The sequence below is a fragment of the Pectobacterium polonicum genome (genome assembly GCF_005497185.1).
Classification (GTDB): domain Bacteria; phylum Pseudomonadota; class Gammaproteobacteria; order Enterobacterales; family Enterobacteriaceae; genus Pectobacterium; species Pectobacterium polonicum.
In genome coordinates this window covers 1-26350 of record NZ_RJTN01000003.1, presented here as the reverse complement: position 1 = coordinate 26350, position 26350 = coordinate 1, and the positions used below count along the sequence as shown (strand labels likewise).

The window sequence follows — 26350 nt, the reverse complement described above, 5'->3', positions numbered from 1 at the left end:
ATAAGGCGCAACGAATAAAAATAACGGCTCAAGGGCAATCTGTTTCCAACGGCCATATCCGCGATACCGATGAATCGCGCCCGCAGTAGTGAGCTGATTAGCTATGAAGGATATTTTAGCGGGATAACCTGCTAATTTAAAATGATATAGGACGGTATTGAGAACGAAAAAGGAAAGGGAGCAGGCTATTGGCTTGCTCCCTTGAGGAAGGTGGGACGCTGTGATTATGCGGTAGCGTGGTTGACCATCTGTATGAGCATGCGACGCCACGCTTCTACCTGACCGAGGTAGTTTGCCGCAGGGATTTGCTGGAAATTCCCGTTGGCATCTTCCAGTGCAAAAGTGGGGAAGCCTTGTCCACGTACTTTCGCCAGAAGTTCACGGCTGGCGTTGATATGCCGTGACAGTGTTTCTGCTCGAATAAACGCCAATTCCGTGCAGAAGGCATCGCCATCCAGGCCGATCGCTTCTGCACATTGACGCAGCACGGGGGTATCGACGATCTTGAGCCCGGAAACGTAATGTGCTTGCTCAATCTGGTACAGCATCGCCATGCCTTTGTCGTCCATGGCTTCCGCAGCCAGTATAGCCGCCGTCGGTGGCGCAGAATCCAGCACGACGCTGGTATCGCGCAGCAGCCCTTCATAATAATCTTCCCCGAAGGTCTGCCCCGTTAACTGCGCAATACGGCGATCGTGAGGAATCACATAATCGTGCCACTCTGGGGTGATGGTCCGGCTATTGCTGCCGGTCATCATCCCACCGCCGTGGAGGATCAGATCCAGTCCGTCAATCTCCTGCGCAGCCAGCGCGAGTGGGGCGGCGCCGTAGCACCAGCCGCACAAGGGATCGTAAATATAATGCAGTCTTACTGCGGCCACTTCATCTCACCTTTCAGAACTTGTGCGCTCAGTTCAAGACCAGATTCTTCTTTCAGCGTCGGGTAGTGTTTCTTCATTGCGGCGATCAGTTCGGCAGAATTTTTGCTTTTCGCCAGCTCTTTTTCCACCGTATCCAAATATTGCAGTGTGAACGTCACATTTTTCAGGGTGTAATCTGTTGGCGCAATGAAGTGACCTGGTACGACGGTGGTCGGTTTCAGCGCTTCAATGGATTTCAACGTTTCACGCCAGTGAACGCGAGATTCCGGCGTTTGGGTATCGGCAAGCCAGACGTGGATGTTGGCAGAGACCGGAATACCACCGACAACGGCTTTCAGAGAAGGAATCCAAACGAACGTGCGATCCGGCGTTGGCCCTTTCAGTCCTTTCACTTCCAGTTTCTGACCATCAACGGTAAAGCTATCGCCTGCCAATGGTTGAGGAACAACGATCTCTTTCGGTGCGTTTTCTTTCAGAACCGGACCCCAGTGCGCCACTTTGCCGTCTTTGCTTGCGTTAATGGCATCAATGGTGGCTTGGGTTGCAATGATTTTAGCGTCTGGGAACGCGGCTTTAATCACATCCAGACCGAAGTAATAGTCAGGGTCGGAATGGCTGATATACACGGTAGTCAGTTTCTTGCCAGTGGCTTTGATGCGATCAACCAGCGTTTGAGCATCGTTACGCTGGAACTGTGCATCAATCAGAGCAACTTCTTTATCGCCGCTGATAATCTCAGAAGAAACCGGGAATACACTGGCTTCGCCTGGATTAAATACGTCGATTTTTAACTCGGCGGCGTTGGCCGCTGAAGCCAGACCCAGTGATGCAGCGAGTAAAGATACGGTAAAAGCGATAGATTTAGACATGGTGATACTCCACAGGTTATGACAAAACATGGGCTTATGTTATGTTGCATTAATCGTACGAAAAACCGCAAAAACGGCAATTGTTTGTTGCGTATAACGGACTAATCTATGGATCGCATTACGGCTGCGGAAGTGTTTGTCACTATTATAGACCGCGGCAGCATGATTGCAGCGGCAGAGACGCTGGATATGTCCCGAGCGATGGTAACGCGCTATCTGGCAGAGATGGAGGCGTGGGCAGGCGCGCGGTTATTGCATCGCACCACGCGCAAGCTGAGCCTGACGGATGCGGGAGAAAAAACGCTGGCGCGCTGTCGGGAGATGCTGGCGCTGACGGCGGATATGCGCGTCGAGGCTGATACAAACAATGCCATGTTAAGCGGCCTGCTACGCCTCAGCTGTTCGCAGTCGCTGGCGCAAGGGGCGCTCGGCATGGCGATAACGACTTTTCTACGGCACCATCCTCGGGTCGCTATCGATCTGCAAATGAATAACCGGCCAGTGAATCTGGTCGAGGAGCGTATCGATCTGGCGTTGCGTATCACCAACGAGCTCGATCCCAATTTGATTGCGCGCCCTCTGGCAAGCTGCGAGTCGGTATTGTGTGCGTCACCTTCTTATTTGAATGAGCATGGTATTCCACGTCTACTTACCGATCTGTCAATTCATAACTGCCTGACCTACACCTATTTTGGCAAAAGCCTGTGGCATTTTTCCCGCGATGATGAAAAATTTACGATTCCCGTTAGCGGGAACCTGAGCGGCAATGAATCGCTTGTGCTGCTGTCAGGTGCGCTGGAAGGCGCGGGGATTGCGCTGCAACCACGCTATTCTGTAACACCTTATCTCGCCAGCGGACAGTTGGTCGCGCTGCTGCCAGAATATCTCCCGCAGGCGATGGGCATTTACGGTATTTACACCTCGCGCCGCCAGATGCCCGCTGCGTTGCGTACTCTGTTAGATTTCCTGGTGGAGTGGTTTGCCCACGATCCGCGCTGGCGAACGCTGACACAGAGGGTGATGTAGAGCGAACCGAGCGCTACGGTTGTAAGGCCTGTTCCAGACGTGCAGGCACGCTTGCGGCGTACTGCTTGAGTTGTTCAATGACGGTATCGACGAGTGCCGACGCTGGGCGGTGCAACGGGCGGATCAGGCTGACGGTAAAGGGGACATCGATACTGAAAGGCCGCACGACCACGCCGGAGGCCGCATAATCCAAGGCGGTTAGCGGGTTGACGATGGACAGCCCAATGCCTGCCCGCACCATCGCACACACCGATGCAGCACTGTGGGTTTCCAGCGCCATCCGGCGTGACACACCCTGTTCCTGAAACAGTTTGTCCAGCAACTGACGATAGCTGTCGGCGCTCGACAGGCTAATAAAGGGTTGATGAGCAAAATCCTGCGGTGTGAGCACCGCTTTTTGTGCCAGTGGATGTTCGGCAGGCAGCACGCATACTTCATTTAATAACATCAGCGTTTGCCGCTCTGTACCGGCTGGCGTGAAGCTGTTTTCCGTTAACCCTAAATCATGGCGCTGCGCGGATAGCCACTCTTCCAGCAGCGGCGATTCCTGCGGAATGATGTGCAGATTAAGCAGCGGATAGCGTGCCAGCAACGGCTTGCAGACGTCAGGCAGTAGCGATTGTGAGAACACGGGCAGGCAGGCAATGGAAAGCTGAGCCTGCTGAAAACGGCGAATATCGCGGGCGGCGTTGATGATCCGTTCTAGTCCATAGTAAGAGCGTTGCACTTCTTCAAATAACTCTAGCCCCTGAGCGGTGGGGTAAAGCCTGCCGCGTAGCCGCTCAAACAGTGTCATCTGAACCAGTTTCTCAAAGCGCGCTAACTCACGGCTGACGGTCGGCTGTGACGTATTTAGCAGCGCTGCCGCTTCCGTCAGATTCCCGGTCGTCATAACCGCATGGAAAATCTCGATGTGTCGTAAGGATATTGCCATTATGTTCCCCTCTACCCATATCATAGATGAATAGAGTCTGCTTAAAACGATATTTGTTTACCCATTGGGTAATTTTTATAGTGATCCTCAACCACGTTTAACCCTGTAAATCGGTAACTATTTATGCCTAACGATCTGAATGACGTAACACATGCTCTGAACGCGCAAAGCCTGCGTGAACTGCCTGCTCGTTTTGGCTGCCCGGTGTGGGCTTATGATGCGCAGACCATCATTAACCGTATTGCCCAGTTGCGTCAGTTCGATACGATTCGCTTCGCGCAGAAGGCGTGTTCTAACACGCATATTTTGCGCCTGATGCGCGAACAAGGGGTGAAAGTCGATTCGGTATCGCTGGGGGAAATTGAGCGTGCGCTGGTGGCGGGGTTTGTGCCGGGTACTGACGCCCATGAGATCGTATTTACTGCCGATCTGCTGGATCGCCCGACGCTGCAACGCATTGCCGAACTGAATATCCCGGTGAACGCGGGTTCGGTGGATATGCTAGAACAGCTTGGGCAGCAGTCGCCGGGGCATCCGGTATGGCTGCGTGTGAATCCGGGGTTTGGTCATGGCCATAGCCAGAAAACCAATACCGGCGGCGAGAACAGCAAGCACGGTATCTGGTACGGCGATTTGCCGCTGGCGTTGGAACACATTCAGCGCTACCAGTTAAAGCTGGTGGGGATTCACATGCACATTGGCTCCGGCGTGGATTACGGCCATCTGGAGCAGGTGTGCGAGGCGATGGTTCGTCAGGTCGTTGAGCTGGGTCAGGATATTGAGGCGATTTCAGCGGGCGGCGGGCTGTCGATTCCCTACCGCCACGGCGAAGAAGCGATTGATACCGAACACTATTACGGGCTGTGGAATGCGGCACGGGAGACAATTGCTGCGCATCTCGGCCATCCGGTCACGCTGGAAATTGAGCCAGGGCGTTTTCTGGTCGCGGAATCCGGCGTGCTGGTAGCGGAAGTCCGTGCGATAAAATCCATGGGCAGCCGTCACTTTGTGCTGGTCGATGCCGGGTTTAACGATTTGATGCGTCCGGCGATGTACGGCAGCTATCACCATGTTTCTCTGTTGTCGGGCGACGGCCGCGATATCAGCCAGTCTGCGTTGCGCGACAGCGTGATTGCGGGGCCGCTGTGTGAATCTGGTGATGTGTTTACCCAACAGGCGGGAGGCGGCGTAGAAACCTTCCCATTGCCAGATGCGCAGGTTGGCGACTATCTGGTATTCCATGACACCGGCGCGTACGGTGCATCCATGTCCTCTAACTACAACAGCCGCCCGCTGCTGCCGGAAGTGCTGTTTGAAAATGGCGAACCGCGCTTGATTCGCCGCCGTCAGAGCCTGGAAGAGCTGCTGGCGCTGGAAGTGCTTTAATCGACATTGTTTGGCTGTGTCGGGGGAAAGGCGTCCTGTTTTTCCCCTGAACGTGGTGCATCATGACGCCGGTTATCCCTTTGTCGGTTGAACCTGATATGCCAGCCGAACGTCATCCCGGCGGCGGACAGCAGAATCGCGACGGCGCCCGCAAGCTGCATCGCGTCTAGCCGATGCCCAAAGGCTGCCCAGTCTACCAGAGCGGCAATGACCGGATAGATAAACGATAGCGCACCAACCAGTGCGGTCGGGATTTTTTGGATCGCGCTGTACAACAGCGTCGACATCAGACCGGTATGGATCACACCAATCGCGACAAGCATTCCCCACTGTGAAGCCGTAGGAGAAGCAGGCATTGCCGTGAAGGGCGCAAGGATAACGACGCCAACCAGCAGCTGTATCAGTACGAGCACATGTGGCGGAAGCCCCGAGAGCTTTTTCGTTATCGCAGCCGCTACGGCGTAGAAGAACGCAGCGCTCAATGCCATCAGTACGCCAGACAGATAGCCTTTGTCAGCGCTGTCAGCACCTGTTTGCGCGCTGACGATCAGGACGATGCCGCAAAAAGCGCACAGTAGCCAGCAGACTTTGTTGAGGGTCAGTGTTTCCCTGAAAAAGATCGTGCCTAGCCCCACGAGCATAAAGGGCTGCGTATGATAAACCACCGTGGCGATGGCGATAGACGCGTGTGTATACGCGCCAAACAGCAGCGTCCAATTGAACACCAGCGCCAGCCCGCCGAGTATGGCAATGCCAGCCTGCTTCTTATTAATGACGTCCCGTCGCAGTAATCCCAATAACCCGCACACGATCAGCATCGTCAATGCGCCGAATGCGCAGCGCCAGAACACCACGGTCATGGCGGGTTGTCCTGTTGTCAAAACGAACCAGCCAACCGTACCGGAAATGACCATGGCAATCGCCATTTCTATTGTGCCACGCGTCTGAGGTGTCATTTTTTTTCCAGCCTATGAGAGTGGAAAGCATCTGAGTGAAGAGAATGCTTTTATATCGAATAAAGTTTTTTATAATGAACATCAGGACGAAATAATGAACATTAACCATATGTTCGTCAAGTCGAACATATGGTCGTTATGGTGAACAGTATGACAATCGATAATCAGGAAAATGGTTCACAGATGGTCACGCCTATCGCGCGGCTGGCCGTCTCTATTCGGCGTGAGCGTGAACGGTTGAACCTGTCAGTGACCGAACTGGCAAAACGTGCGGGGCTAGCAAAATCAACCCTTTCACAGTTGGAAAGTGGAATCGGTAACCCGAGCCTGGAAACGCTCTGGGCATTGGCAATGGCGCTAGATGTGCAGGTAAGCCAACTGATCGGACAGTCTCGCCAGCATGTTCAGGTGATTCGAGCCCATGAAGGTACGGCAACCTATTCGGAGCAGGCCAACTATGCGGCGACGCTATTGGCCGCGTGCCCAGTTGGCGCACAGCGTGACATCTATCGGCTTAGCGTGCAGCCGGGGGAGGCCAGAGTCTCCCAGCCACACAAGCCGGGGACAATTGAACATGTGATCCTGAGCCGTGGCCGCGCCAGAATCGGGCCTGTCACACAGCCTGTTGAACTGAGCGCGGGGGATTACATCAGCTATTCGGCAGATGTCCCGCATCTGTTTGATGCGCTGGAAGCGGATACGAGTGCGGTGATGTTGATTGAACATGGCTAGTAACGTGCGCCAGTCATGTCAGGAGGCTGTTTGGATTAGCATACAGCTTCCTTCTCGCGCTGGTCTTCTACGCCTTTTGCTTCTTCCTGACGAACCCTCGTTTCTGCTGTAGCCAAATCACAATGTGATAAACCTCTCGCTATCTTGTTCTCTGACACAGTTTTTTTTATTCAAATGCCCATTTTTTTCGTGTCTGGACACATAGGTCGATTTATTAGGAAAGCATAGAATAACTATCGTGAAATATTAATAGGACGAGGTTTTAACGTTATTATTTATTAATCGTTAATAAAATTAAAAACATCATTTAATACAAATCTGCCAGGAAAAAGATTTGTATTCGTACCCTGCTGTCTATTTTTTATAAAAAACAAGAAGAGGTTTAATTATGCATGCAATGGAACCCCTTGGCTGGTATGGGGCTTTAATAGGTTTGTTTATTGCTATATTTCTTATTCTCAGAAAGGTTAACCCCGTCTATTCTTTGTTTTTTGGTGCCATCATTGGTGCGATGATTGGCGGTGCCAATTTAGACCAAACCATTTCATTATTAACCTCCGGCACACAAAGTGTAATGGGAACCGTTATCCGTGTATTGGCGGCTGGTGTTTTAGCGGGTGTGATGATGGAGTCTGGAGCCGCAGAAACGATTGCTCAGGCAATCGTAAGGAAAATGGGAGAAGGGAAAGCCATTTTAGCGCTGACGTTGGCGACGATGATTATTACTTCCGTTGGCGTATTTATTCCCGTTGCCGTGTTAATTGTTGCACCGATCGCGCTGTCTGTTGGGAATAAAATGGGCGTGTCAAAATTGGCATTGTTATTGGCACTGTCTGGTGGCGGAAAAGCGGGCAATATTATTTCACCTAATCCGAATACTATTGCCGCCGCGAATGGGTTTCATCTGAGCTTGAGTGATGTGATGATTGCCGGCTTTATTCCTGCGGTTTGCGGCATGGTAATGGCTGTGATTGTCGCTACGTTACTGAAAAACAAAGGTGTCAAGGTCAGCGAACACGAAGCGAATGCCTTGTCAGCCACAGCCAGTGAAAAGGCCTATCCGACGCTTGGCAAAGCGATTGTGGCACCGTTGGTTGCCGTTGTTCTGCTGATGCTTAATCCTATTGGTTCTATTTTGCATATTAGCCTGCTCTCTTCTTTTAAACTTGATGCGATGTATGTATTGCCGCTGGCGGGATTTATTGGTTTGGTCGCGATGGGGCAACAACATAAAATGTTGGCTTATACGGCGTCCGGTTTGGAGAAAATGACCGCTACCGTGCTGATTTTAATTGGTGCAGGTGCGATTGCTGGGTTAATTGCCGCTTCAAATTTATCGATACAGGTTGTCGCATTAATTAATGTTCTTGGTATTTCTGGCACCTTCCTGGCACCGATATCGGGTATTTTGATGGCTGCTGCCACGGCATCAACATCCACTGGCGTTATTTTAGCGACAGGAACATTTGGCGATGCTATTTCGCATATTGGCGCTCCTCCTATTGCCTCTGCCGTCATGGTTCATACTGGTGCTACCGTGATTGACTCTCTGCCGCAGGGTAATTATTTCCACGTCACAGCACAAAGCATGAATATGAGCATTCGGCAACGTATGGCCTTAATTCCTTATGAGGCGCTGGTAGGGGGGACGATGGCCATTGTCTCAACGGTTTTGTACGGTTTTGTTTTATAAGGTAGCGAGATAATGAGCATGAAAAAGGAAACGTTTGTTTTGGCACCGGACTCCTTCAAGGAAAGCATGACGGCAAAAGAAGTGTGTATTGCCATGGAAAAAGGTCTGAAAAAGATATTCCCTGAAGCGACGTATATTCACGTACCCATGGCAGATGGCGGTGAAGGCACCGTGCAATCATTGATTGATGCGACACAGGGCCAGATTTTCCAGCAAACGGTGGTGGGTCCATTGGGCGAGCTGGTTGAAGCAACCTATGGTGTGATGGGCGACGGTGACATTGCCGTGATTGAAATGGCCTCTGCCAGCGGTATTCACCATGTTAATCAGGACACCAAAAACCCTTTGATCACGACGACTTACGGCACCGGTCAGTTGATTCGTGCCTGTCTGGATAAGGGGATCAAAAAGATCATTCTGGGCATCGGTGGTAGCGCAACGAATGACGGTGGCGCAGGGATGGCAGAAGCACTGGGTGTGAAATTCTATGATGAGGCCGGTGAACGGTTAAGCCGTGGTGGTGGAGCCTTAGGAAGACTGCATCATATTGATATTTCAGGCATTGATGAACGTCTGGCTAACATCGATATTCTGGTGGCGTGTGATGTGACTAACCCACTTTGTGGTGAAAATGGTGCCTCACATATTTTTGGGCCGCAAAAGGGAGCAACACCAGAAATGGTGAGTATGCTCGACGGCAATCTGTCTCACTATGCCAATCTTATTAAAGCGCAGTTGGGTAAAGATATTGCCAGCCAGCCCGGCGCGGGAGCGGCAGGGGGATTGGGCGCAGGCCTGATGGCGTTTACCGATTGCACGCTGCAAAAAGGCATTGAGATTGTGATTGAGTACAGCGGGCTGAGGGAAAAATTGTCTGAAGCCGATTTCTGTTTTACGGGGGAAGGGCGCATTGATAGCCAGACCAAATTTGGTAAAACTCCCTACGGCGTGGCAAGAACGGCGAAGGAAAATAGCGTCCCGGTGATTGCGGTATCTGGCTGTGTAGGGAGCGGTGTTGAAGATCTCTATCAGGAAGGTATTGATGCCATCTTCGGTATTATTCCCCATGCAAAAAGTATCGATGGTTTATTAAAAGAAGGGGCGTTAAATATGGAGCGCGCCTGTGAAAATATTGGACGGTTAATTAAGGCGACCTCTATCCATCATTAGTCCATATTTTCGACATTATTCTTGCAGAGGATTGCTTGCCATTTTTGTATGCCGGAGAGATACATGGCATCGTTTTTTAGAATAAAAACAGGAAGAAAAATGACTGCGTTTTTAAGAAGAACAAAAATTGTTGCAACACTGGGGCCAGCCACCGATCGTGATGATAATCTGGAAAAAATCATTAGAGCGGGCGTAAATGTTGTTCGATTTAATTTTTCCCATGGGACATCGGACGATCATATTATTCGCGCCGAAAAAATTCGTAATATTGCACGTAAACTTGATAAACACGTGGCGATTTTAGGGGATTTACAGGGGCCTAAAATCAGAGTGTCAACGTTCAAAGAGGGTAAGGTTTTTTTGAATGTTGGCGATACGTTTATTCTTGATGCCCGCCTGGAAAGAGGGCTAGGTGATAATCATCAGGTTGGTATCGATTATAAAAACCTGCCAAACGATGTTGTACCCGGCGATATTTTGCTGCTGGATGATGGTCGCGTTCAGTTAAAAGTCATGGGCGTGGCAGATGAAAAAATTACCACTCTCGTTACCGTCGGCGGTGTCTTATCCAATAATAAAGGGGTTAACAAACTGGGCGGTGGGTTATCTGCTGATGCTCTGACCGAGAAAGATAAAGCCGATATTTTGGTTGCCGCCAAGATTAACGTCGATTTTCTGGCCGTGTCATTCCCACGTAATGGTGACGATCTCCGTTATGCTCGCCAACTGGCGCGTGAGGCGGGTTGTCAGGCCGCCATTGTGGCGAAGGTTGAACGGGCTGAGGCGGTTGCTACGCCGGAATGCATGGATGACATCATTCTGGCATCTGATGTGGTAATGGTAGCGCGTGGCGATCTGGGAGTAGAGATTGGTGATGCCGCGCTGGTCGGCGTGCAGAAAGCGCTGATCCAACGAGCTCGTCGTCTTAATCGCGTTGTGATTACGGCGACGCAAATGATGGAGTCGATGATTGCCAGCCCGATGCCAACGCGTGCTGAAGTGATGGATGTCGCGAATGCCGTGCTGGATGGTACTGATGCCGTCATGCTGTCGGCAGAAACCGCCGCGGGGAGCTACCCGGAAGAAACGGTCATCGCGATGGCGAAAGTGTGTCTGGGAGCGGAAAAAGAGCCTAAGGTCACCGTGTCTAAGCACCGGCTTGACGTTGAGTTCGATAATGTTGAAGAAACAATCGCTATGTCGGCCATGTATGCAGCAAACCACCTCAAAGGTGTAAAAGCGATTGTCACCATGACCGAATCCGGGCGCACTGCACGGATGACCTCACGTATTACGTCGGGCTTACCGATTTTTGCGCTGTCCCGTCATGAGAAGACGCTGAATCTCGCGGCACTCTATCGTGGTGTAACACCGCTATTTTTTGCTAGCAAAGCCGAGGGGGTTGCGGCTGCGCATGATGCCATTACGTTATTGCGTGAAAAAGGTTATCTGGCGTCTGGAGATTTAGTGCTGCTTACCCAGGGCGATCAAATGAGTCTGGTTGGTAGCTCAAATACTTGCCGTATCATGCGGGTCTCCTAATATATCGTCATTTGTTAAATTAAAGATACATTGATTATGTACCTGAAATGTTAATTATTTCAGGTATAAAATACCTTTTAATTCATTTTTATTGATGGTTTTATTTGGTTTTTTATGTTGACGATAATAAATAATTGCTAACAGCTAATTTAACTAATTAAAGTTGATTTTCACTCCCGTCGGGAAACAATGAGTGGCTTTTTCCTTTTTTATAATAATGATTGGCGTGGTTTTATTAACGTGAAATGTGATGACGATAAATAGATATTAAATGAAAACTTAATTTTCACGTTATATTTTATGCCACCTACGCCGGGGGTAATTTATGGCTGACTATGATTTTGATGATAAATTGGCGTGCTCTATTGTGACGAGGACAATGCAGATTATTGATTGCAATGTGAATGTCATGGATGCACGAGGGCGAATTATCGGTAGTGGTGATAAGGAGCGTGTTGGCGAAATACATGAAGGTGCACTGTTAGCGCTCACGCAGGAACGCATTGTTAATATTGATGACGCATCCGTGCACATGCTACAGGGTGTCAGGCCTGGTGTTAATCTGCCGCTACGCTTGAATGGGAATATTGTCGGCGTGATCGGGCTAACGGGGACGCCGACGAGGTTGCGTCAGTATGGCGAATTGGTCTGTATGACGGCGGAAATGATGCTGGAACAGGCGCGATTACTCCAACTACTGGCACAAAATAGCCGTTTGCGAGAAGAGTTGGTACTCAGTCTGGTGCGCAGTTCTGCCTATTCAGCCACACAGTGCGAATGGGCGCAGCGATTAGGGGTCGATCTGCAAAAGCCTCGGATTGCGATGGTTGTTGAATTGGACAGCGGGCAACTGGGGGTCAGCACCGCGATGACAGAACTCCAGCAATTGCAGTCACTGTTGATGGAAACCGATAAAGACGACCTGATGGCGATAGTCTCTCTGACGGAGATGGTGGTACTTAAGCCTGCGTTTATCCATGCTGAACGGTGGGAACCTGAAGAACATAAACGGCGGATGGAGAAATTATATCATCGGCTGCAAGAAGGAAGTTCTCTGCGTGTACGTCTGGCATTAGGCAACTTTTTCCCCGGTGACGGCGGTGTTGAACGTTCATACCATACGGCAAAAACGACCATGAAAGTGGGTAAGCAGCGCATGCCAGAAACACCATGCTACTGCTATCAGGATATGGAGTTACCTGTCCTGCTTGATAGCCTACGTGGAGGATGGCAGGCCAACGAACTGGTACGTCCACTACGGCGTCTCAAAGCGATGGATAACAATGGGGTATTCAGAAAAACGCTGCATACCTGGTTCAGGCATAATTTACAGGCCGCTGTCACCGCGAATGCACTCTATATTCATAAAAATACGCTGGAATACCGACTGCGGCGTATTTCTGAACTGACAGGACTCAATCTGGCAAATTTTGACGATCGTTTTTTGCTTTACGTCGCGGTACAGCTGGACGATGACTAAAGCGTGAAACGGGAACGTTCACTATGGTAATGACGTGCTGAAGTGTCTGAGCCGATACTATTACACGGTAAAGTACGGCCCTTTCTGTACCGACTCACGTAGCTTCAGTTCGCCAGTAAAAGGTTGCAGTGGTTTAACGTCTTTGCCTGCAATCAGATCCAGTACTTGCGTAATCGCGGTGGCGGCCATTTCTTCGATCGGCATGTAAACGGTAGAAAGTGAAGGGTGCAGGTAGGTTGCGCAGGGTTCATCGTCAAAGCCGAAAATGGAGACATCCTGCGGCAATCTTTTCCCCGCTTCGTACAGCGCTTTCATTGCGCCAATCGCCATGTGATCGTTGCTGACAAACAGCGCACTAAAGCTGATGCCGTTATTCAGCAACTGCTGTGCAGCCTGATAGCCGCTGGCAACCAGGCTAGTTCCATGTGCCACCCTACGCGGGTCAACGTCGATCTGGTGGGCGATTAAGGCTTGCTGATAGCCTGCGAGCCGTGCCCGTGCTGTCGGCGTTTGCATCGGTGCGGTGATGCAGGCGATCTCACGGTGACCTTGTTCGATCAGGTAATTTACCACGTCAAATGCGGCCTGCTGCTGGCGGAAGAAAATGCAGCGCTCCCGCGCCTGCGGCAGATCGCGATTCATCACGATCATCGGAATGGTCAGCGTATTCAGCAGCGTCATGAGGTCCGCTTCGGACATATAGCGGGTATAGAGAATAATCGCGTCGCATTGCCTGTCAGACAGAAGTTGCACCGCACTCTGTTCATCTTCCGGCGTATCGTGTCCGTCGGTCACGATGAGGTGTTTACCGTGGTTTTCCGCGATATCCGTCGCACGGCGCAGCAGACGGCCAAAATAGGGACCGTCAAAATTGGAGATAACGAGACCAATGCTGTTTGAGGTACGGCGAGCCAGAGAACGCGCTAGAAAATTAGGACGGTAGCCGAGTTCATCCATCGCCTGAAATACGGCATCGCGTGTTGCCTGTTTGACCTGACCGGTGCCGTTTAGCACTCTGGATACCGTCGCTTTAGACACGCCTGCGCGCTTCGCCACCTCAAGCATGGTTTTCATCGCTGCACCTTAATTGAGTATGATGACGGGCTGAAGCGCCTATCCATCCTTGTTACGACATATTACCACAGGCATATTGCCGGATTTAACGCCTGATGTTCGTTTCTCAATCAGATTTTGTTAATTTTGTGATGCAGCCATTTCACGGCGTAGCAAGACAATCTCTTCCGCCAAATCCCGGCAGAGCATGGCAGTCATCAGATGATCCTGCGCATGCACCATGATCAGATTGACGGGCACCTTTCCTTCTCCTTCATCCAAACCGATCAGCCGTGTTTGCACGCGGTGAGCGGCACGAGCCGCTTCTTGTGACGCGGCGAGCAGATCGTCCGCCTGTTGCCACTCTCGCTGGCGTGAGGCCTGAATGGCCATCATGGCGTTTGATCGCGCTTCACCCGCGTTGATCAGCAGTTCCATCACGGTTTGTTCCATATCAAATGCAGGGAGGTTCTCTGTGTCTTTCATCGTGGTTTCCTTATCGCTGTCAGGAAAACAGCCTAAGCGGGCTGAGAATTTATGGTATGCCAAAAATCACATTTTCATCATATTGGAATTCCAATATTGTCTTGTGAGAATCGTGTCACAGAAAAATAATTCATTATGGTTGATTTTTGGTATGCCAAACGCGAAAGCGCGGTACCTGCATTTACCCTGCGCGTAACGGCCATCCCGCGTGTTACACGCGATATAACAATATGATGATCAAAGAGGTGGTGTTATGTCATTTAAGGACCAACTGATTGATTCATTGGGCTCCTTTGCCAATAAGTTTAATAGCCTGCGTTACATTATGGCGATTAAGGCATCCTTTATTACGCTGATGCCAGTCATTATCGTCGGGGCGTTTTCCGTTCTGATTTCCAATATGGTAATGGACCCGAAAAATGGTCTGGCCAGTTTTTCCATGTTTTCATTTCTGGCGGAACTTAAACCGATTATGAGCGGCATTAACTACGCCACGCTCAGCTTTCTGACTATCGGTGCCGTCTTCCTGATTGGTATCGAACTTGGGAAAATTAACGGTTCACGCGGGCTGTTTCCCGGCTTGTTGGCGGTGATTTGTTTTATTGCCGTCACGCCAACCACGATCGAAATGGCCGTCAACGGGCAGATGATGGTGGTGAAAGACGTGCTGGCGAAGCAGTTCTCTGATACCAAAAGCCTGTTTCTGGGGATGTTCATCGCCATCCTGTCGGTCGAGATGTATACCAAGCTGCAAAATATTGATCGGTTGCAGATTAAAATGCCGGACAGCGTGCCGCCCAACGTCGCCGCCTCTTTTTCCGCGCTATTTCCTTCCATCATCACGGTGGTTGCGATTGCCACCTTTGGGTTTGTGTTTCACCGCGTGACGGGTATGTATCTGTATGATGCCGTTTATAAAGTCGTACAGCAGCCGCTGGAATCCGTAGTGCAAAGCCTGCCCGGTTTGCTGGTGCTGATGTTTGTCGCTCAGCTGTTCTGGGTGATCGGGATTCACGGCAACCAGATGATTAAACCAATTCGTGAACCGCTATTGCTGGGGGCGATTGCCGTCAACATGACCGCGTTCGAACAGGGGCATGAGATACCGAACATTATCACTATGCCGTTCTGGGATGTGTACATGAGCATCGGCGGTTCCGGCCTGACCATTGGCCTGCTGCTGGCGGTGATGATTGCGTCTAAACGCAAAGAGATGAAAGAGATTGCCAAAATCTCTTTCGGCCCCAGCGTGTTCAATATTAATGAGCCGGTGATTTTTGGTATGCCGATTATGCTCAACCCGATTCTGGCTATTCCCTTCATTATCACGCCGCTAGTGACCGGTACGATTGGTTATTTCGCCACCAGTATGGGCTTTGCGGGCAAAGCCGTGGTGATGGTGCCGTGGACGACCCCGCCGATCATCAACGCCTGGCTGTCGACGGCGGGCTCAATGGGGGCGGTTGCGACGCAGATTGTGTGCATCATCGTTGCGATGCTGATCTATCTGCCGTTTGTCAAAGTGGCGTCCCGTCGTGCTGAACTGGCGCAGTTGGAAGCGGAAAAGCAGGCCGCAGCGGAAAAAGCCTGAAACGGGCAAGAAGAGAGGTAACGCATGAGTAAGGTTTCACTGGCTATTCCACCTGATTTTATTCTGGGTGCGGCGGCATCGGCATGGCAAACGGAAGGGTGGAGCGGCAAGAAAGCAGGGCAGGATTCCTATCTGGATCTCTGGTACAAGCAGGATCGTCAGGTCTGGCATAACGGGTATGGCCCGGCGAAAGCGACGGACTTCTTTAACCGCTATCGGGAAGATGTCGCGCTGATGAAGTTGGCGGGGCTGACGCACTATCGTACGTCGATCAATTGGTCACGCTTCATGTTGGATTATGAGAAAGGCATCGTTGACGAGGAGTACGCAGCCTACATTGACAATCTGCTGGATGAAATGCACCGGCAGGGGATCGAACCGATGATCTGCCTTGAACACTACGAACTGCCCGCCTGCCTGCTGGAGAAGTATCAGGGCTGGTCATCAAAGCAGGTGGTGGAATGGTTTGTGCTGTACGCCGATGCGGTTTTCGCTCGCTATACCGGAAAAGTGAAGCGCTGGTTTACCTTCAATGAGCCAATTGTGGTGCAGGCGCGCGTTTATCTGGACGCGCTACGCTACCCTTATGAGCAGAACACGCACACGTGGATGCAGTGGAATCACCACAAGAATCTGGCGACGGCAAAAGTGGTGCAGCAGTTTCGGCAACAAGGGTATGACCTGGACGGCGGATCGATTGGCGTGATCCTCAATCCCGAAGTCACGTATCCGCGATCCCGTGCGGCGCACGATGTGAAAGCGGCACACCTTTACGATCTGTTCTATAACCGGGTTTTCCTCGATCCGGCGTTAAAAGGGGAATATCCGGCGGAACTGATCGCGCTACTGGCTCAGCATCAGGTGAACTGGGATTACACGGAAGAAGAGCTGGCGATCATTCGCGACAACACGGTCGATGAGGTAGGAATCAACCTGTATTACCCGCATCGGGTAAAAGCACCTAGCCGTGAATGGAACAAGGAGACCCCGTTCCATCCGGCTTATTACTACGAGCATTTTGAGCTACCGGGACGTCGTATGAACACCTCCCGTGGCTGGGAGATCAATCCCAAAATCATTTACGACATGGCGAAACGCATAGAGCGCGACTACGGCAATGCACCGTGGTTTGTGGCGGAAAATGGTATCGGTATCGAGAACGAAGCGCGCTTTAAAGACGACGCGGGCGTGATTCAGGACGATTACCGCATCGCGTTTATTGCTGAACACCTTTACTGGACGTTGAAGGCGAAGGAAGAGGGGGCAAACTGCCGCGGCTACATGCTGTGGGCGTTTACCGATAATGTTTCGCCGATGAACGCATTTAAAAACCGCTACGGATTGATCGAAATCGACCTGGAACAGGATCGGCAGCGAAGACCGAAAAAATCTGCTGGTTGGTTTCGTCAGCTGCACGATACGCGTCGGCTTGAATTGACGCTGGATGATGAAGATAAATAGGCGCAGATAACCAAAATGAGGAATGGAATATGAAAAGAATCGTACTGGCCTGCTCGGCAGGCATGTCGACCTCACTGGTGGTCACCAAAATGGAGAAGGAAGCGGAAGCGCGGGGAATGGCATTTAAGATCTACGCGATCCCGGAACAAAATTTGCGGGATGAATTGCAGGAGTTCGGCAGCGATATTATTGCGGTTCTATTGGGGCCGCAGGTGCGCTTCAAACTTAACGAAAATAAAAAGCTAACGGATAGCTATCAGATCCCTATCGCAGTGATCGATCCCGTGGCCTACGGCACATTAAATGGTGCAAAAGTACTGGATCAGGCGCTGAGTTTGGTAGACTAATGTCCCGCTACGACGTCAGTACGTGGTGGGCATAAATCGTGCGGGCCTGACGTCCGCATTCAGGACGACAGTGTATGTAGGGTGAAAGCGTGGCGAAGGATGTGGTTCTGCAAGAGAAGAAGCAATATCAGGAAATTGGCTGTGATTTGCGCCAGAAGATTCAATCAGGGGACTACCCCGTCGGATCGCGTCTTCCTCCTGAACGAAATATTGCGGAAACCTATGGCGTTAGCCGCACTATAGTGCGCGAAGCGCTACTGATGCTTGAGCTGGAAGGCACGGTCGATATTCGTCAGGGGTCTGGGGTTTATGTCCTGCGTATTCCCGATGAAGATGACGCGGCAGACAGCGCCAAGAATCATATCGGCGCGTTTGAAATGCTACAGGCACGCCAACTGCTGGAAAGCAACATCGCGGCGTTTGCGGCACGCATGGCAACGCGGGCGGATATCGAAAACCTGCGTAAGACGCTGGAACAAGAGCAGGCCGCGATTGCCGGAAAAGATTACCGTGGCGATTTCGATCGCCTGTTCCATCTGCAAATTGCCGGAGCGACGCAAAACCAGATGCTGCTGGAAACGGTCAGCAATATCTGGGCGTGTCGTGACGATAACGCGCTCTGGCAGCAGCTTTACACCCATGTTGGCACGCAGGGCTATCGCCTGAAATGGCTGGCGGATCATCAGGCTATTCTGGCGGCACTGCGGCGTCGCGATGTGTCTGGCTCTTATCAGGCAATGTGGCAGCACCTCGAAAATGTCAAAAATACGCTGATGGAAATCTCTGACGCTGACGCGCCGGAGTTCGACGGCTATTTGTTTGATTCTGTACCGATTTTCCAGGGGAAACTGGTGTAGTCATGGCGGATATTCCTTTGACAGACATTCCTTTGAGAAACGTTGTTTTGGCAGACACGGCTGTGGCGAATATCGTTTATCTGGCGGATTATCCCCAGCATCAGGAGCAGGTGGTCGACTGGATATGGCAGGCATTCGGTAGCCAGAATAGCCGCGAATTCTTTGCTAGCGTGGTGCGAAATAGCCTGAATCCTGCGGCGCTGCCGCTGACGTTTATCGCACTGGAGGGGGAGCGTTTAGTCGGGACGGTGGGGCTCTGGCGCTGTGACTTAATCAGCCGACAGGACCTTACGCCCTGGCTGGCATCGCTGTATGTGGAAGAAAGTTTTCGTGATAAAGGACTGGGTGTGGCGCTGCAACGGCACGTTATAGATTTTTGCCGTCGCGCGGGCTTTGATGACCTTTATTTGTACGCCACGTTTAGCGGCTATTACGAAAAGCACGGCTGGCGTTACATCGGCGAGGGACTGGATTACCCAGACAAAGCCGTGCGGCTGTATCACCAGCCGCTGTAGGCTGTCTCTTAGTCTGCATAGAAACGTGACTAAGAGGGCGCGTCAGAACGATGTCCAGTCACCTTCACCTGCTATGGCAGCACTTTTACCCGGTGCGCTCAGCGCAGGTTGTAGGGGTAACGATGGGGTCACCGTTGGCGTGCGGGCGATCTGATGGCTGCTGCCTAAACGGAACTGGCTGACCGTCTCGGCCAACTGTGCGGCTTGCTGTTGTAGAGACTGCGTAGCGGCCGACGCTTCGTTTACCAGCGACGCATTCTGCTGGGTGGTTACTTCCATCTGGTTCACCGCGACGTTTACCTGCTCAATACCCATCGTTTGTTCGTTGCTGGCAGAGCTGATCTCGCCGACCAGATCGCTGACCTTACGCACGCCGTTAACGATGTCCTGTATCGATGCGCCCGCCTGTACCACCAATCGGTTGCCCGCTTCCACGGTTTGAACAGAGCGATCGATCAACTCCTTAATCTCTTTAGCCGCAGAGGCACTGCGTTGTGCCAGACTGCGTACTTCACTGGCGACCACGGCGAAACCGCGGCCTTGCTCACCTGCCCGTGCGGCTTCTACGGCGGCATTCAGTGCCAGAATGTTGGTCTGGAACGCGATGCTATCGATGACGCCGATGATATCGACGATTTTCTTCGATGAAGAGTCGATCGCGCCCATGGTTTCCACCACTTCCGTCACCAGTTGCCCACCTGACTGCGCTTGCTGCGTGGTCGATTGCGCTAGCTGGTTGGCCTGACGGGCGTTATCGGCATTTTGCCTTACCGTCGAACTTAACTGCTCAATGGAAGCGGCGGTTTCCTGTAGCGCGCTGGCCTGTTCTTCTGTGCGGCTGGAAAGGTCGATATTACCCGCGGCAAGTTGTGAAGACGCCCCGGCGATGGATTCAGACCCTTGACGAACTTCGCCAACGATAGAGCGCAGGCGCACGGTCATATCTTGCAGGGCGTGCAGCAGTTGCGCGGCTTCATCGCGTCCTTCAGGCTGCACATTATGCGTGAGATCGCCCGCCGCGACGGCTTGCGTAGCCTGTACGGCGCGCGACAGCGGTTGCACGATACTGCGTGTGAGCACCCAGGCGATCAGAACGCCGATGATGGCACTCAGTGCGCCTGTGACGGCAAGGATGAGATCGCCACGGCTTGCGCCAGTGTTAATATCTTGTCCCATTTTGTCGATACTGGCGCGCTGATGATCGCGCAGCGCTTCAACGCTTGCCAGATAGCCATTGGAAGCCGGAACGAACTCGTTGTCGAACAATGTTCTGGCACGATCGAAATTACCCGCGCCTTTTTCCGTGATAATTGCATCGCGCTTTTTGATATAGGCCTGACGGTATTCGCCGACTTTATCAAACAAGGCTTTTTCTTCCGGCGTAGAGATCAGTCCGGCAAAATCCTCCTGCCGTTTACCACTTTCCTTACTGGCACGGGTGTTTTCGGCGGCAAATAGCTCAACCAGCGAATCGTCATTGCTGCGTGCTACCGCCATACTGCGCTGGACACCAGCGACGAGCGTGGCATGCCAGTCCGATGCCAGCCTTTCTTTGCGCAGCGGCTCTTGCATCATCTGTTGTGTACTGCTGGATACCTGGTTAAGTTGGTAAATACCGCTGGTCAGCATAGCCAGCGAAAGTGCAATAAGCAGGCCAAAGCCGCCGGCCAGTCGGGTACCTATTTTGTAGTTCTTCATTATTTGTTACACACACCTGGTTAAATTCAGCGTCTGCCCCATGCAGACTCCGCGATCCTACTCCTCACTTTCTGATTGATTCTGTTGAAAAAGTGGACTAACACCCCTTTGTTTGAGTGGTCATTTACCGATAAAAAATCAGGAAATGTGATCGGACGGGAAAATGGTGAAAAAGTGGAATCGGAGAGAAAAGGAACTTTTAGAGGAAAATAACGGCATTTATCTGGTGGAAGGGCGCAAAGAAGGCGATTGCCTTACATGATTCGCTAGAATTTTACAGTTGGTTGCACTTATAGAATAACTCTTTCGATTCATTGCTGGTGAAGATAAGTGGCGATCCTTAGAGTAACAAGTCCCAGAGGTATTGATTGGTGATATATCAATGTGCTCTGTACATTGAAATCATTTGATTACACCAACCTACGCGGATGCGTAGGTTTTTTTTTGCCTGAATTCCCCGCTTTCGTTATCTCCAGCGCGATTAATGCTAGGTGAATGATGTGCCGACGGCAATCTTCGCGTTAAGCCGTATATCCGTCGCTTGAAGTCTGATGAGTATGTAGTATTTTGACGTATCGCTCGGTGGTTTGCGCCTCAGCAAGCTACCCGTTTATCTGTCTATTGGGAGAAGGCATGATTTATACCCTGTTACGTTGGGTGTTCCAGCGTCTGTACCGCATCCGGATCGAGGGCGACAGCAGCCAATTCCAGCAATCCAAATTGCTCATCACCCCCAATCACGTCTCTTTTCTTGATGGTGTTCTGCTAGCGTTGTTCTTACCGATAAAACCCGTCTTTGCCGTGTATTCCTCCATTTCCGATCGCTGGTTTATGCGCTGGCTGAAGCCTTATATCGATTTTGTACCGTTAGATCCGACCAAACCTCTGGCGATCAAGGGGTTGATTAAAGTGATCGAACGCGGCCAGCCTGTCGTTGTTTTCCCTGAGGGACGTATTAGCGTCACCGGATCGCTGATGAAGATTTACAGCGGCGCGGCGTTTGTCGCGGCGAAATCAGGGGCAACGATCATCCCCGTGCGTATCGAGGGTGCCGAGTTCACGCCGTTTGGTCGACTGGCGGGCGTATTTAAACGCCGCTGCCTCCCACAAATCACTATCACGTATTTGCCTCCGACCACATTGCCGATGCCGGAAGCCAGCAGCGCCAGAGCGCGTCGTGCACTGGCCGGTGAACGTTTGCACCAGATTATGATGAAGGCGCGCATGGAAACGCGTCCGCAGCATACGCTGTATCAGGCCTTTCTGGCGGCGAGAACCCGCTACGGGCGGCACTCCGCCAGTATTGCGGATATCTCATTCAATGAAGACAGCTATCAAGGTTTATTGAAAAAATCGCTGGGTGTCTCGCGCATTTTACAGCGCTTCACCCGTGCAGATGAGCATGTCGGTATGCTGTTGCCCAATGCGACCATCACTGCTGCATCCATTCTGGGTGCATCGCTGCGTAACCGCATTCCCGCCATGCTGAATTACACGGCGGGCGCGAAAGGGCTACAAAGTGCGATGAAAGCGGCGGGGATCAAAACGATCGTCACGTCTCGCCAGTTTCTTGAAAAAGGCAAGTTGACGGAGCTGCCGAAGCAGGTCAGCGAGGCTAACTGGGTTTATCTGGAAGATTTGAAAGACACCGTGACGCTGGCCGATAAGCTGTGGATTGTGTTTCATCTGCTGTTTCCTGCCCGCGCGATGCTGCCGCAGAAACCTGATGATGCAGCCATCGTGCTGTTTACCTCGGGTTCCGAGGGGAATCCGAAAGGCGTGGTGCATTCCCACGACAGCCTGCTGGCAAACGTCGAGCAGATTCGCACCGTAGCGGATTTCACGCCGCGTGACCGCTTTATGTCCGCGCTGCCGCTGTTCCATGCGTTTGGCCTGACGGTTGGTCTGTTAACCCCGTTGATGACGGGCGCGCGTGTGTTTCTTTACCCTAGTCCACTGCACTACCGCATCGTGCCGGAGCTGGTTTACGACCAGAACTGCACCGTGCTGTTTGGTACGTCTACGTTTTTAGGCAACTATGCACGCTTCGCCCATCCGTATGATTTTGCTCGTCTGCGTTATGTGGTTGCGGGGGCAGAAAAGCTGTCGGAAACCACGCGTCAGGTCTGGCAGGACAAATTTGGTATCCGCATCCTCGAAGGGTATGGCGTGACCGAATGTGCGCCAGTGGTGGCAATCAACGTGCCGATGGCGACCAAAATCCATTCCGTCGGCCTGCTATTGCCGGAAATTGAATCGCGTTTGATTACGGTACCGGGCATCACGCGCGGTGGTCGTCTGCAACTGCGTGGGCCGAATATCATGAAAGGCTATCTGCGGGTGGAAAACCCCGGCGTGCTCGAAGCGCCTGCGGCAGAGAATGCAGAAGGCGAATTGCAGCAGGGTTGGTATGACACTGGCGATATTGTGGAGCTGGACGAAAGAGGGTTCTGCACCATCATCGGCCGTGTGAAGCGGTTTGCCAAGCTGGCAGGCGAGATGGTCTCACTCGAAAGCGTGGAACAACTGGCAGTGAAGGTGTCGCCGGAGGCGCAGCATGCCGCGAGTGCGAAAAGCGACAGCAGCAAAGGTGAGGCGCTGGTGTTGTTTACCACGGACAGCCAGATAACCCGTGATGTGCTGCTTGCACAAGCCCGCAGCAGCGGTGTGCCGGAACTGGCAGTACCGCGCGATATTCGCTATGTGAAAGCGTTACCGTTACTCGGCAGCGGCAAGCCTGATTTTGTTACGCTGCGCCAGATGGCCGAAGAGTCCGTAACTAACGCGTCGGAGCCGAATGCATGAGCCAACAGACTGAACCCGCGACGCCTTTGCTGTCGCGCAGTATGAGCGCGGTGATTATCGCGCAGTTCTTCTCCGCGTTTGGCGATAACGCGCTGCTGTTTGCCACGCTAGCGCTGATCAAACAGCTGGTGTATCCCGACTGGAGCCAGCCGTTTTTGCAGATGGGGTTTGTGGCGGCATACATCGTTTTAGCACCGTTTGTCGGGCAAATAGCGGATAGCTTTGCCAAAGGACGGGTAATGATGTTCGCCAATACCCTGAAACTGGCGGGCGCGCTGCTGATTTGCGTGGGCGGTAACCCGTTTCTGGGATACACGCTGGTGGGCATTGGTGCCGCCGCGTATTCCCCTGCGAAATACGGCATTCTGGGTGAGATCACACGTGGCGATCAGTTGGTAAAAGCCAACGGTTTGATGGAAGCCTCGACCATTGCCGCGATCCTGACTGGCTCCGTCGCAGGGGGCGTGCTGGCAGACTGGAACATTTACGGCGCGCTGTCAGTTTGCGCGGTGGCTTACGGCATAGCGCTGGGGGCGAATATGCTGATCCCACATCTCAACGCCGCGCGTCCAGGGCAGCCGTGGCATCCGGTACAGATGGCGGGCAGCTTCTTTTCCGCCTGTCGGGTGCTGTGGCGTGATGGCGATGCCCGGCTTTCGTTGATCGGCACCAGCATGTTCTGGGGAGCGGGTGTGACGCTGCGCTTTCTGCTGGTGCTGTGGGTGCCACATGCGCTTGGGATTACCGATAACGCGACGCCGACGCTGCTTAATGCAATGGTCGCCGTTGGGATTGTGCTGGGGGCGGGGGGCGCTGCCAAACTGGTTACGCTTGATAACGTACGGCGCTGCTTGCCTGCGGGGTTCTTGATCGGCGTGGTGGTGGTGATTTTCACGCTTCAGCATAATCTTATGAGCGCTTATTCCCTGCTGATTCTGCTGGGGGCGCTCGGTGGGTTCTTTATTGTCCCGCTCAATGCGCTGTTGCAGGAACGGGGGAAGGCCAGCGTCGGCGCGGGTAATGCAATCGCCGTACAGAATCTGGGTGAAAACGGCGCTATGCTGCTAATGCTGGGGCTCTATTCTCTGGTGGTGAAACTGGGCGTCTCGGTTATCGCGATTGGGATAGGCTTTGGCGTCTTGTTTGCGTTGTCGATTGCGTTGCTGTGGGTATGGCTGATTCTGGCTAAGCGCCGTGCGCGTTCCGCCAGTGCAGAATAGGAAGGGTGAAAATGAGTCTGATATGGCATGACTGGGATGTGACAGACCTTAATGTGTATGCACTGCATGACATACTGGCGTTGCGCAGTCAGGTATTCGTAGTTGAGCAAACCTGCCCCTATCTGGATATTGATGGGCGCGATCTGGTTGAAGGTAATCGTCATATTGCGGCGTACCGCGATGGTAAGCTGGCCGCCTATGCCAGGCTGCTCGCTCCGCATCCGAACAATGATGTGGTAACGATTGGTCGCGTGATTGTCGCGCCACACGCTCGCGGACAACATCTGGGGCATCAACTGATGGAACACGCGCTGATTGCCTGCGCACGTCACTGGCCGCAAAAGCACCTTTTCCTGTCTGCACAGGCTCATCTGCAAACGTTCTACGGCGCGTTTGGCTTTGTGGCGACCGGCGAGGTATACGACGAAGACGGCATTCCACACATTGATATGCTGTCGGCGTTCTGAGGGGATCGAGCGTGCTGCGGAAGGAATAGATACCGCGGCGTAAACAAAAAACCGGCATAGCGTCTTGCCGGTTTTTTGTTATTTGACGGTAGGTTAGCTCGCGGCGTGCGAGATTTTACTACCCAGTTTTTGCACGTCCTGACCAAAGCCGCGCGTGGTATTACAGCCGCTCAATGTTGCTGTGACCAGCAATGCTACTACGATTGTTGTTATACGTTTCATCATCGTTACCCGCAGGTGGTTGATAAACAGGGTTTGATAGAAAGATGTTGATAGGTTTCTACTGTGTCATAACCGCAGGTAAAAATTCAATTCTCGCATGGCCTGAACTGGCTGATATCGTTTGAGATTATGTTGCGGCTTATGTGTCAGGTAAACAGGGATCTGCTGGCTAAGCCTGATTGTCACCAATAAAAAGTGGCACGTCTGTTATTAAGGATCTGCGTCTTTCAAAATATCGATGACAGCCCGCATCGCCGGACGCATTTGCCTTCGATCCGGGTAGTAGAGATAACAGGCTTCGTGCGGCACCGAGTAGTCGGGCAGCACCTCGATAAGCTGGCCGCTGTTCAGGTGCTCAATAACCTGTTCCTTCAGAAGGTAAGCCAGTCCCGATCCCGACAGAGCAGCAGCCATCAGGATGCTGAAATCGTTGGCCATGAACACAGGTCTGACCTTCACGCTGAGCTTTTGTCCGTCCTGTAGAAACTGCCATCGCAATTGCTCTCCCTGTGTCCGGAGATGCCAAGATAGGCAGTCGTGCTGGAGAAGGTCTGACGGCGATCGGATCGCCGGGCGGTCTGCAAGGTATTCCGGTGCCGCAACAACTGCCGTGCGAACTTCTCGCCCGATGCGAACGGCAACCATGTCACGAGCCAACTGCTCTCCGTAGCGAATTCCAGCGTCAAATCCGTCAGCCACGATGTCGACCAAGCCGTCGTTTACGGCGAGGTCAATGACGATGCCGGGATGGGCCTCGCGCAACGCTCTTAGCCTGGGCACCACATGCAGGAGGGCGGCACTGCCGTGGGTGTTGATTCTGACGACGCCGGAGGGGTTGCCCCGTTCTTCGGCAAGAGCTTCGATGCCTTCAGCAATCTCGCCGAGAGCTGGTGCCAGGCGCGCAAGAAGCCGCTGTCCCGCAGCGGTTGGTGCCACGCTACGAGTTGTGCGGTTTAACA

Annotated in this window: 24 protein-coding genes; 15 read left to right on the top strand and 9 right to left on the bottom strand. The window is 52.3% G+C overall.

All coding sequences use genetic code 11. The features are described from left to right. Positions 1 to 224: 224 nt before the first annotated feature. Both EDI29_RS04775 and EDI29_RS04770 read right to left on the bottom strand, forming a co-directional pair. Positions 225 to 881, bottom strand: a complete 657-nt coding sequence (locus EDI29_RS04775) for a DsbA family protein (RefSeq protein WP_137739957.1) — start codon at positions 879 to 881, stop codon at positions 225 to 227. Beyond that, a complete protein-coding gene (locus tag EDI29_RS04770; protein WP_137739956.1) occupies positions 869 to 1750 on the bottom strand; it encodes an MBL fold metallo-hydrolase in 882 nt (293 codons plus the stop codon). Before EDI29_RS04770 ends, EDI29_RS04775 begins: the two co-directional genes overlap by 13 nt. A gap of 108 nt (positions 1751 to 1858) precedes the next feature. On the opposite strand from EDI29_RS04770, the gene EDI29_RS04765 reads away from it, so the two are divergent. Further along, positions 1859 to 2776, top strand: a complete 918-nt coding sequence (locus EDI29_RS04765) for a LysR family transcriptional regulator (protein ID WP_137739955.1) — start codon at positions 1859 to 1861, stop codon at positions 2774 to 2776. 13 nt (positions 2777 to 2789) lie between these two features. On the opposite strand, the gene EDI29_RS04760 is transcribed toward EDI29_RS04765, so the two are convergent. Next, a complete protein-coding gene (locus tag EDI29_RS04760) occupies positions 2790 to 3713 on the bottom strand; it encodes a LysR family transcriptional regulator (RefSeq protein ID WP_137740173.1) in 924 nt (307 codons plus the stop codon). Positions 3714 to 3833: 120 nt separating this feature from the next. Between EDI29_RS04760 and lysA the strand changes: the two genes are divergently transcribed. After that, a complete protein-coding gene (lysA, locus tag EDI29_RS04755) occupies positions 3834 to 5096 on the top strand; it encodes a diaminopimelate decarboxylase (protein WP_137739954.1) in 1263 nt (420 codons plus the stop codon). Here lysA and EDI29_RS04750 read toward each other — a convergent pair. Further along, a complete protein-coding gene (locus tag EDI29_RS04750; RefSeq protein ID WP_137739953.1) occupies positions 5093 to 6052 on the bottom strand; it encodes a DMT family transporter in 960 nt (319 codons plus the stop codon). The genes lysA and EDI29_RS04750 overlap by 4 nt on opposite strands. Before the next feature lie 150 nt (positions 6053 to 6202). Here EDI29_RS04750 and EDI29_RS04745 point away from each other — a divergent pair, with 150 nt between their 5' ends. The 5 genes from EDI29_RS04745 (at position 6203) to EDI29_RS04725 (ending at position 12669) form a co-directional block, all read left to right on the top strand. Further along, positions 6203 to 6784: a helix-turn-helix domain-containing protein gene (locus tag EDI29_RS04745; protein ID WP_241664891.1), complete on the top strand. Its 582-nt coding sequence runs from the start codon at positions 6203 to 6205 to the stop codon at positions 6782 to 6784. Between the two features lie 388 nt (positions 6785 to 7172). Beyond that, the gene (locus EDI29_RS04740; protein ID WP_137739951.1) at positions 7173 to 8477 is read left to right on the top strand and encodes a GntP family permease; all 1305 of its coding nucleotides are present in this window, start codon (positions 7173 to 7175) and stop codon (positions 8475 to 8477) included. 12 nt (positions 8478 to 8489) lie between these two features. Next, positions 8490 to 9647, top strand: coding sequence for a glycerate kinase (locus EDI29_RS04735; RefSeq protein WP_206664357.1), 1158 nt, complete (start codon positions 8490 to 8492; stop codon positions 9645 to 9647). Positions 9648 to 9746: 99 nt separating this feature from the next. Further along, complete coding sequence (pyk, locus tag EDI29_RS04730; protein ID WP_137739950.1) at positions 9747 to 11189, top strand: pyruvate kinase; 1443 nt, start codon at positions 9747 to 9749, stop codon at positions 11187 to 11189. Positions 11190 to 11514: 325 nt separating this feature from the next. After that, a complete protein-coding gene (locus EDI29_RS04725) occupies positions 11515 to 12669 on the top strand; it encodes a CdaR family transcriptional regulator (protein WP_137739949.1) in 1155 nt (384 codons plus the stop codon). Between the two features lie 60 nt (positions 12670 to 12729). On the opposite strand, the gene EDI29_RS04720 is transcribed toward EDI29_RS04725, so the two are convergent. Beyond that, the gene (locus EDI29_RS04720) at positions 12730 to 13743 is read right to left on the bottom strand and encodes a LacI family DNA-binding transcriptional regulator (protein ID WP_137739948.1); all 1014 of its coding nucleotides are present in this window, start codon (positions 13741 to 13743) and stop codon (positions 12730 to 12732) included. 120 nt (positions 13744 to 13863) lie between these two features. Then, positions 13864 to 14208: a PTS lactose/cellobiose transporter subunit IIA gene (locus tag EDI29_RS04715; protein ID WP_103160668.1), complete on the bottom strand. Its 345-nt coding sequence runs from the start codon at positions 14206 to 14208 to the stop codon at positions 13864 to 13866. Positions 14209 to 14461: 253 nt separating this feature from the next. Between EDI29_RS04715 and EDI29_RS04710 the strand changes: the two genes are divergently transcribed. The 5 genes from EDI29_RS04710 to EDI29_RS04690 all read left to right on the top strand — a co-directional run bounded on the left by EDI29_RS04710 (position 14462) and on the right by EDI29_RS04690 (position 18979). Beyond that, on the top strand, positions 14462 to 15799 hold the full coding sequence (locus EDI29_RS04710) for a PTS sugar transporter subunit IIC (protein WP_102117277.1): 1338 nt from the start codon (positions 14462 to 14464) through the stop codon (positions 15797 to 15799). Between the two features lie 24 nt (positions 15800 to 15823). Next, positions 15824 to 17260 carry a glycoside hydrolase family 1 protein gene (locus tag EDI29_RS04705; RefSeq protein ID WP_137739947.1) on the top strand — a complete coding sequence of 479 codons (1437 nt, stop codon included), beginning with the start codon at positions 15824 to 15826 and terminating at the stop codon, positions 17258 to 17260. A 29-nt stretch (positions 17261 to 17289) separates the two neighbouring features. Then, positions 17290 to 17607: a PTS sugar transporter subunit IIB gene (locus EDI29_RS04700; RefSeq protein ID WP_048262149.1), complete on the top strand. Its 318-nt coding sequence runs from the start codon at positions 17290 to 17292 to the stop codon at positions 17605 to 17607. Between the two features lie 89 nt (positions 17608 to 17696). Next, positions 17697 to 18464 (top strand): FCD domain-containing protein, encoded by a 768-nt coding sequence (locus tag EDI29_RS04695; protein WP_103160671.1) that lies wholly within the window; start codon positions 17697 to 17699, stop codon positions 18462 to 18464. A gap of 62 nt (positions 18465 to 18526) precedes the next feature. Beyond that, positions 18527 to 18979 (top strand): GNAT family N-acetyltransferase, encoded by a 453-nt coding sequence (locus EDI29_RS04690; protein ID WP_180999007.1) that lies wholly within the window; start codon positions 18527 to 18529, stop codon positions 18977 to 18979. 42 nt (positions 18980 to 19021) lie between these two features. Here EDI29_RS04690 and EDI29_RS04685 read toward each other — a convergent pair whose 3' ends face one another. After that, positions 19022 to 20677, bottom strand: a complete 1656-nt coding sequence (locus tag EDI29_RS04685; RefSeq protein WP_137739946.1) for a methyl-accepting chemotaxis protein — start codon at positions 20675 to 20677, stop codon at positions 19022 to 19024. 633 nt (positions 20678 to 21310) lie between these two features. Between EDI29_RS04685 and aas the strand changes: the two genes are divergently transcribed. The 3 genes from aas to EDI29_RS04670 are packed head-to-tail and all read left to right on the top strand — an operon-like array spanning position 21311 to position 25169. Next, the gene (aas, locus tag EDI29_RS04680) at positions 21311 to 23482 is read left to right on the top strand and encodes a bifunctional acyl-ACP--phospholipid O-acyltransferase/long-chain-fatty-acid--ACP ligase (protein ID WP_103160673.1); all 2172 of its coding nucleotides are present in this window, start codon (positions 21311 to 21313) and stop codon (positions 23480 to 23482) included. Beyond that, positions 23479 to 24702, top strand: coding sequence for a lysophospholipid transporter LplT (gene lplT / locus EDI29_RS04675; RefSeq protein ID WP_137739945.1), 1224 nt, complete (start codon positions 23479 to 23481; stop codon positions 24700 to 24702). Before aas ends, lplT begins: the two co-directional genes overlap by 4 nt. Before the next feature lie 11 nt (positions 24703 to 24713). Then, positions 24714 to 25169 (top strand): GNAT family N-acetyltransferase, encoded by a 456-nt coding sequence (locus tag EDI29_RS04670; protein ID WP_137739944.1) that lies wholly within the window; start codon positions 24714 to 24716, stop codon positions 25167 to 25169. A gap of 93 nt (positions 25170 to 25262) precedes the next feature. Here EDI29_RS04670 and EDI29_RS04665 read toward each other — a convergent pair whose 3' ends face one another. Next, positions 25263 to 25391 carry an entericidin A/B family lipoprotein gene (locus EDI29_RS04665; RefSeq protein WP_039347108.1) on the bottom strand — a complete coding sequence of 43 codons (129 nt, stop codon included), beginning with the start codon at positions 25389 to 25391 and terminating at the stop codon, positions 25263 to 25265. A 210-nt stretch (positions 25392 to 25601) separates the two neighbouring features. Further along, a partial coding sequence (locus EDI29_RS04660; protein ID WP_206664356.1) for a LysR substrate-binding domain-containing protein occupies positions 25602 to 26350 on the bottom strand: 749 nt, incomplete at its 5' end.